This is a genomic window from Staphylococcus sp. GW821-FHT11H10, assembly GCF_058807855.1.
The window spans coordinates 1-8,100 of the sequence record NZ_JBXARC010000038.1 but is presented as its reverse complement, the minus strand read 5'-3'; the positions used below and the strand labels follow the sequence as shown (position 1 = coordinate 8,100).

Here is an 8,100-nt window from a genome sequence, read left to right as displayed (position 1 = left end):
AAAGAAGCCAGTAAATGAATTTGTTAAAACTCATTTACTGGCTATTTCTCTAGGGTTTATGTCCCAGACTCTTTTATGTTCAACAATTTTATTTTAGGAATTTGCTTTCTAAGAATAATGCAGCACCATCTTCTTCATTAGTGAATTGTGTCACTTCATTAGTAATTTCCTGTATTTCTTGTCGTGCATTTTTCATTGCGACGCTATAACCACCAAATGCAAACATAGCTCTATCATTATCACTATCCCCTATTACAAGCGTGTCTTCTTGTTTAATATTAAAGTGTTCTATCATTTCTTTAATACCCGTTCCTTTATCGGTATGATATGCCATAGTTTCAGCGTTAAATCTTGATGAATTAGAAACACTAATGTTTAAAAGCACTTGATTTTGAATAAGTTCATCTCTAAAAGTTGTTATTTTTTCTAAGTTTGGCGTAAATAAATATATTTTAGCATAGTCATCTTCAGGTATGTCCTCTTTCCAATCAATCTTACCAGACATTGCATCTAATCTTGATTTCCATTCACTTTCGCTTACATGATTTGGAGGCGTATCACCTTTAATCATCTCTTGCATCCATGCTTTATCTTCATTTAGCGCAATTCTTGATCCATTAAATGGGAAAACTTCATAATATATTTCTTGCTGTTGTGCTAAAGATACGATTCGTTTAACACTTTCACTCGATAAACTATGCATGAAAAGATTATCATCGTTTACTTCTCCACTCGTACCATTAGAACTGATGATTCCATCAACTTCAAATTGAGGAGGTACAAGTTGATCAATCTCTGTATATGAGCGACCAGTTGCTAAAAATATCTTATATCCCTTTTCTCGTAATTCATCAATAACTGATTTTGTTTTAATTGAAGCTTTATTATCCTCATGTAAAATTGTTCCATCCATATCTAGAAAAATCGCTTTGATATTATTCAATGTCATGTAGCCTTCTCCTTTACGTGTCTTTCTTAAAATTGTGGCATTATTTGATGAATTGTGCAACGAGATTACCCTATCAGGTGTAAAGAAAATCGATTTTTATAATTCATAACTTCTACATTTCTATTGAAAAGAGATGACATCGTCTTACTAGTTAAAACATCATCAATATTTCCTTGTGCGAAATTCACGCCTTTACTTAAAATAAAAATTTTATCAAATATTGGTATGATTTCTTCAATGAAGTGTGTCACATAAATGATAGTAATTTCAGGTCGCTCATGTGATAAAGTTTCTAATACTTCCAATAGTGTTTCACGCGCTAAAAAATCTAAGCCCGAAGCTGGCTCATCTAAAATCAATAATTCTGGATTACTTATAAGCGCACGTGCAATCATAACCCTTTGTTGTTGTCCAGTTGATAAATAACCGAGGTATTCATTCTCAAATTCTGCCATACCAACTAATTTTAATAGCTTCTGCGCCTCTATCAATTGTTGATGATTGAATGTTTTGTATAGGCCAATAGATTTAAAATAGCCACTTAATACTACACCTATTACATGCTCGCCATCTTGAAATTGATTAGTGAGCTTGTTTGAAATGAAACCTATATGTTGTCTCACATTATCTGCTGAATATCCAACCATTCCAGGTGTCATACCAAAAAGGACTATGTTGCCACTTGTAATTGAATCATAAGCGTTCAGAATATTTAATAAAGTTGTTTTTCCAGCACCATTTAAACCATATAATACCCATTTATCCCCTTTTTTAATATTCCAATCAATACCATTTAATATATGCTTACCTCTTCTATATCGATGTACTTTATTCATTGAAATTAGCATAGTATCACCTCACAATACAATAATTGTAAGATAATTCAGATAAATTTTCAAAATAACAGATTGTATATTTTATAAGTTAGTATTACAAATAAAAAAAGAGCAAGGTCAAATTCTTAATGAATTTAATATCTTGCTCCCACTAGGGTAACTATATTAGAGAAAAGCTTGTTATTAACGCTTTCACATTTAAGTTAGCCACTTCAATTTCAATGTTATCTAACCTTATTAAATTTTACCCCGTCTAAAAATTTAGACGAACTATTCAACTGTAACTGATTTAGCTAAGTTACGAGGTTTATCTACGTCTAATCCTCTGTGTAGCGCTGCATAGTAAGCAATTAATTGTAATGTAACTACAGATACAAGCGGAGTTAATAACTCATGTACATGTGGAATTACATAAGTATCTCCCTCTTTTTCTAAACCTTCCATAGAGATAATACATGGTTTTGCTCCACGTGCTACTACCTCTTTGACATTACCACGAATAGATAAGTTAACCTTTTCTTGTGTAGATAATGCGATTACAGGTGTGCCGTCTTCAATTAATGCAATTGTACCGTGTTTAAGTTCTCCACCAGCGAATCCTTCAGCTTGAATATATGAAATTTCTTTTAATTTTAATGAACCTTCAAGACTTACATTATAGTCCATTGTACGACCAATGAAGAATGCATTACGCGTTGTTTCTAAGAAATCCTTAGCAATTTGTTCCATTACTGGAGTATCATCTACAATTGTTTCAATTGCAGTTGTTACTTTAGCTAATTCTCTCAATAAATCAATATCATTATCTCGACCGTGTGCTTTAGCTACAACTTGAGATAAGATTGATAAAACAGCAATTTGAGCTGTATATGCTTTTGTTGAAGCAACTGCAATTTCAGGACCAGCATGTAATAACAATGTATGATCTGCTTCACGTGATAATGTTGAACCAGCCACATTTGTAACTGTTAATGATTTGTAACCTAATTTGTTAGTTTCAACTAACACTGCACGGCTATCAGCAGTTTCACCTGATTGAGAAATATAGATGAATAATGGCTTTTCAGATAATAGTGGCATGTTATAAACAAATTCAGAAGCTACATGTACTTCAGTAGGTACACCAGCCCATTTTTCTAAGTATTCTTTACCAACTAAACCTGCATGATAACTTGTTCCTGCTGCGATGATATATATACGATCTGCAGCTGCAACATCTTTAACAATTTCAGGATCAATTTTTAGGTCGCCTTTTTCATCTTCATACTCTTGAATAATACGACGCATAACTGCTGGTTGTTCATTAATTTCTTTAAGCATGTAGTGATCATAGATACCTTTTTCAGCATCTGAAGCATCAATTTGAGCAGTATAAGTGTCTCGATCTTGTACATTGCCATCAAGGTCTTTAATAGTTACACTGTCTTTTTTAACAATAACAATTTCATGATCATGAATTTCTTTATATTCGTTTGTTACTTTAATCATAGCTAATGCGTCAGACGCAATGACATTGAACCCTTCTCCAACTCCAACTAATAAAGGTGATTTGTTTTTAGCTACATAGATTGTGTCGCTATCTTGATTATCAAGTAAGCCTAATGCATATGAACCGTGTAATAAAGAAACAACTTTAGAGAAAGCTTCTTCAGTTTCTAAACCTTTGTTCGAGAAATGTTCAACTAATTGAACAATAACTTCTGTATCTGTCTCAGATTGGAATGTTACATCTGATAAATATTCACTTTTTAATTCTTCATAATTTTCAATTACACCATTATGAACTAATGTAAAACGTTCATTATTAGATTGATGAGGATGTGAATTCACTGTACTTGGTACACCGTGTGTAGCCCAACGTGTGTGACCGATACCAACGTGACCATCAGTGTCATTGTTGTCAGCAACTTTTCTTAATTCTGCAATACGACCTTTTTCTTTAAAAACAGTTGTACCATTATCGTTTGCAACTGCAATACCAGCTGAGTCATATCCTCTATATTCTAATTTTTCTAATCCTGATAATAACAATTCTTTTGCATTATCATATCCAATATATCCTACAATTCCGCACATAAATTTTTCCTCCGTTAAATATAGCTTGAAAATTTTATCTGTTATATAAAATTTAAAAAGGTAAAGTGTTTTTAAACATTAGTAATTTTATTAACAATCCTATTAATTATTAATGTTTTATCTTTATTATATTTACCCATTAAAGCCATATTATATTTCTAAGATTTTATAAATTTTAGGCATTCTTATTATTTTTGTGCATTTAGTTACCTAAATGTTTTAAATAATAAGCTAACGAATGAGCCTCATCCGGAATAGCATCCGCCGATATTTTCGATGACTATTCTCCTCGTCTGCAAAGAAATAAATTGCCCTACAAAAGCTCTCATATTTAACTTTTGATTATAGGTACACTTATATTTTGCCCTGGCGCTTTATAATTTATTTAGAACTATCCTCCTTCCAATATTATTTATTTTACACTTTTCAGATAAATGAATGCAAACAATTTCCGACCTTTTTAGTAAAAATTTAAAATAAATATCTTTTGTAATCTTCTAAAATACATAATAATTGTTTCTAATTATTAAATTATTACCAAACAATATTGCAACCAATTAAATGAAAGCGCTTTAATGAAAGCCGCTAATTAATATTAAAAAAACTCCAAAGCTACACATTAAATGTAAACTTTGAAGGAAAACGAAAATTGTTTTATTAAATTGGTTACTCTAAGCCCATTTTAGATTGAACTTCATCAGCAATTCGCTGTGCAAAACGTTGCGCATCTTCATCAGTTGAAGCCTCGACCATTACACGAACTAATGGTTCTGTACCTGAAGGTCTAACTAAAATTCTGCCTTCACCATTCATTTCAGTCTCTACTTCATCCATCACTTTTTTAACATCTTCATTATCTTCTACATGATGCTTATCTGTAACTTTAACGTTAATTAGAGATTGCGGATATTTTTTCATTTGAGCAGCTAACTCACTTAAAGGTTTACCACTCATTTTAATAACAGCAGCTAATTGAACACCAGTTAATAAGCCATCTCCTGTAGTATTGTAATCCATCATAACAATATGTCCAGATTGCTCACCACCAAGGTTGTAGTTACCTTTTCTCATTTCTTCTACTACGTATCTATCTCCAACTTTTGTTTTATTAGATTTGATACCTTCGTTTTCTAAAGCTTTATAGAAGCCTAAATTACTCATAACAGTAGAAACAATCATATCGTTGTTTAATTCTTGGTTTTTATGCATTTCTTGACCAATAACAAACATGATTTGGTCACCATCAATAATATTACCTTTTTCATCAACAGCAATTAATCGGTCACCATCGCCATCAAATGCTAAACCAAAGTCGCTTTCAGTTTCAAGAACCTTTTCAGCTAATAATTCAGGATGAGTTGACCCACAATTATCATTAATATTATAACCATCTGGGCTGCAGCCAATTGTTTCAGTATCAGCTTCTAAATCTCCAAATAAGAAAGGTGCTAGTGCTGATGTAGAACCATTCGCACCATCAAGTGTGATTTTTAATCCTTCTAAATTAACATCAATAGTTGATTTTAAGTAGCTTAAATATTTCTGAGCACCTTCGAAGTAATCAGAAAAATGTACAATATCTGTTCCTACCGGTCTTGGTAAATCAGGATTATCTTGATCTAATAATGTTTCAATTTCCTCCTCTTGAGCATCAGATAATTTAAAACCATCTGCACCGAAGAACTTAATTCCATTATCAGCCACTGGATTGTGCGAAGCTGAAATCATTACTCCTAATTCAGCTCCCATTTCTCTAGTAAGGTAAGCTACTCCAGGTGTAGATATTACACCCAATCTCATAACTTCAGCTCCAATTGAAGCTAATCCTGAAATCAAAGCAGATTCAAGCATTTCACCTGACACACGTGTATCTCTACCAACTAAAACTTTTGGTCTGTCAGCACCTTCATTATGTGCTAATACATAACCGCCATAACGCCCCAACTTAAATGCTAATTCAGGTGTTAACTCTTTATTGGCTATTCCTCTTACTCCATCAGTACCAAAATATTTTACCATCTTTAATACTCCTTTTTAATTTTGTTATTTTAAGCTAATATGTGCTGTTATTTCATCTGGATCAGACTTTTTTACTTTGTCTGGTAATTTTAATTGAACATTCTGATCTGTAGATTCAGTTATATTATTCAAATCAACATTTGCCTCTATCTCATTAATATCTTGTAAATCATCTCTGTTACCATAAATCTCTATCTCATTCTCATCTAGTGTTATATCATCCAAGCTAGCACCATCAGGTAAACGGCCTTTTTTATTAATTTTAACTTTAACCTTCTTGCTATATTCTTGAAGTTTAACATTTAATTTGACTTGATTAGGCTGTATATTAACATCTAATTTATTTAATGATTTATCAAAAGCAGTGACATCTGCTACATCAGAAGTATCTTGACTTAATTTGTTAGCCTCTTTATAAGTAGCTTTTAAATATGCGATTTTCTTAAGTTGTTCTCGTCCTCCAGTTACTTTGACTGAATTAGGCTCAACAGAACTATCTTTCACTTTATAGTTTGGGTCTATATCATCTTTCCCTATATCTGCTTGAACATGCATCGTTTTAGTTTCTTTATTTTCCAAAGTAACATAAGCTTGCTTAGGTTTAACATTGTAATTGATATCATTACTTAAGCCTTTAACGATATAGTCTTCTTTGTATTTTCCGGCTTTAGCGTTGGATAAATCCACTGCAACTTTGATATCATCGGTGTTTTCGATTTTTAATAATTTAGATTGTGGACCTGAAACAGTTACATTAACAGTCTCAGGAGCTTTAGTTACATGTAAATCTTTGGAATTATAAATTATCTCAACAGGTACATCTTCAATTGTTTTAGATGAATTTTGTGATAAATTATCATTACTAAAAATATTTCCAAATACATTATTAACTGATAAATAGAAAAAGATTGCCAATAGTAAAGCAATAAATCTGAGACCCCATTTACTCTCTAGCATCTTATTTCACACCTTTCTTTTGAAAGCGTGTGCCAAACCAATGTTCGGCTAATAATTCTTCAAATACCTCAGTTGAGATATCTCTACGTAATTTACCATCAAAAGTTACAGATATTGAACCTGTTTCCTCTGAAACAACAATTGTAAATGCATCTGAAACTTCAGAGATACCCACTGCAGCTCTATGTCTAGTTCCTAGACTTTTAGAAATTTTAGCACTATCTGATAAGGGCAAGTAACTAGCTGCACTAGCAATCTTAGAATTTTGAACAATCATTGCACCATCATGTAGTGGCGTATTTGGTATAAATACATTAATTAATAATTCTTGAGATATTTCAGAATTCATCGCTATACCCGTTTCAATATAATCTTGTAATCCCGTTTCCTTTTCAAAAACGATCAAAGCACCAATACGTCTTTTAGCCATATATTGAACAGCTTTTGATACTGCTTCAATTAACTTTTCTTCATCATGACTGTATGTATTAGTATAACGTTTAAATAAGCTTCCACGACCTAACTGCTCCAATGCTCTTCTTATTTCGGGTTGGAAAATAACAATAAGCGCAAGAACACCCCATTGAATTACAATATCAAAAAGTTTAGATGTAGCAGTTAAATTTAGAATTTTACTCACTTGTTGACCAATTACAATAAAAAGAATACCTTTAAGTAATTGAATTGCTTTGGTTCCTTTAAATACAGTTATGAGAAGATAAAGGACATACCATACTATAAGTAAATCCAGCACACTCGTTACAATTTTTAATGTACTAAGATTATCAAAAAAGTTGGAAAAATCCATAGCATCTCCTCCGAATATATTTTCCATAGTCATAATTATACCAATGATAATTACAACTGTCATATGAACAAATAAATTGTATAAAAAAAGTAGATTAATCAATTAATCAGCAATTGATTAATGGTTTATTTCCAATATAATCAATCTTTAAATAGATAAACTCTATAATACCTTTATTTAATTTTATAAAAAAAAGCACTCCTATACAGGAGTGCTAATAAGTGAGCCATAGAGGATTCGAACCTCTGACCCTCTGATTAAAAGTCAGATGCTCTACCAACTGAGCTAATGGCTCTAATGGCTGGGCTAGCTGGATTCGAACCAGCGCGTGACGGAGTCAAAGTCCGTTGCCTTACCGCTTGGCTATAGCCCATTAGAATGGTGGAGGGGGGCAGATTCGAACTGCCGAACCCGAAGGAGCGGATTTACAGTCCGCCGCGTTTAGCCACTTCGCT

Annotated in this window: 6 protein-coding genes and 2 tRNA genes; all 8 read right to left on the bottom strand. The window is 32.3% G+C overall.

Translation table 11 applies throughout. From position 1 onward, the window contains the following. Window positions 1-88: 88 nt before the first annotated feature. A complete protein-coding gene (locus AC1RRU_RS12270; RefSeq protein ID WP_029376695.1) occupies window positions 89-943 on the bottom strand; it encodes an HAD family hydrolase in 855 nt (284 codons plus the stop codon). A 71-nt stretch (window positions 944-1,014) separates the two neighbouring features. Next, entirely contained in the window at window positions 1,015-1,797 is a 783-nt protein-coding gene (locus AC1RRU_RS12265; protein ID WP_011275193.1) for an ABC transporter ATP-binding protein, read from the bottom strand. A gap of 258 nt (window positions 1,798-2,055) precedes the next feature. Continuing rightward, entirely contained in the window at window positions 2,056-3,861 is a 1,806-nt protein-coding gene (glmS, locus tag AC1RRU_RS12260; protein ID WP_011275192.1) for a glutamine--fructose-6-phosphate transaminase (isomerizing), read from the bottom strand. A 666-nt stretch (window positions 3,862-4,527) separates the two neighbouring features. After that, entirely contained in the window at window positions 4,528-5,880 is a 1,353-nt protein-coding gene (gene glmM / locus AC1RRU_RS12255; protein ID WP_011275191.1) for a phosphoglucosamine mutase, read from the bottom strand. A gap of 24 nt (window positions 5,881-5,904) precedes the next feature. After that, window positions 5,905-6,837, bottom strand: a complete 933-nt coding sequence (locus AC1RRU_RS12250; RefSeq protein ID WP_011275190.1) for a CdaR family protein — start codon at window positions 6,835-6,837, stop codon at window positions 5,905-5,907. A 1-nt stretch (window position 6,838) separates the two neighbouring features. Further along, window positions 6,839-7,645 (bottom strand): diadenylate cyclase CdaA, encoded by an 807-nt coding sequence (cdaA, locus tag AC1RRU_RS12245; protein WP_011275189.1) that lies wholly within the window; start codon window positions 7,643-7,645, stop codon window positions 6,839-6,841. Window positions 7,646-7,867: 222 nt separating this feature from the next. Next, window positions 7,868-7,940 (bottom strand) — tRNA-Lys (locus tag AC1RRU_RS12240). 3 nt (window positions 7,941-7,943) lie between these two features. After that, window positions 7,944-8,018, bottom strand: a tRNA-Gln gene (locus AC1RRU_RS12235). Window positions 8,019-8,100 lie beyond the last annotated feature (82 nt).

Bases quoted from the DNA above. Each gene is read 5' to 3' on its own strand.
- AC1RRU_RS12265 (WP_011275193.1), bottom strand. From the start codon at position 1,797: ATGCTAATTTCAATGAATAAAGTACATCGATATAGAAGAGGTAAGCAT.
- glmS (WP_011275192.1), bottom strand. From the start codon at position 3,861: ATGTGCGGAATTGTAGGATATATTGGATATGATAATGCAAAAGAATTG.
- glmM (WP_011275191.1), bottom strand. From the start codon at position 5,880: ATGGTAAAATATTTTGGTACTGATGGAGTAAGAGGAATAGCCAATAAA.
- AC1RRU_RS12250 (WP_011275190.1), bottom strand. From the start codon at position 6,837: ATGCTAGAGAGTAAATGGGGTCTCAGATTTATTGCTTTACTATTGGCA.
- cdaA (WP_011275189.1), bottom strand. From the start codon at position 7,645: ATGGATTTTTCCAACTTTTTTGATAATCTTAGTACATTAAAAATTGTA.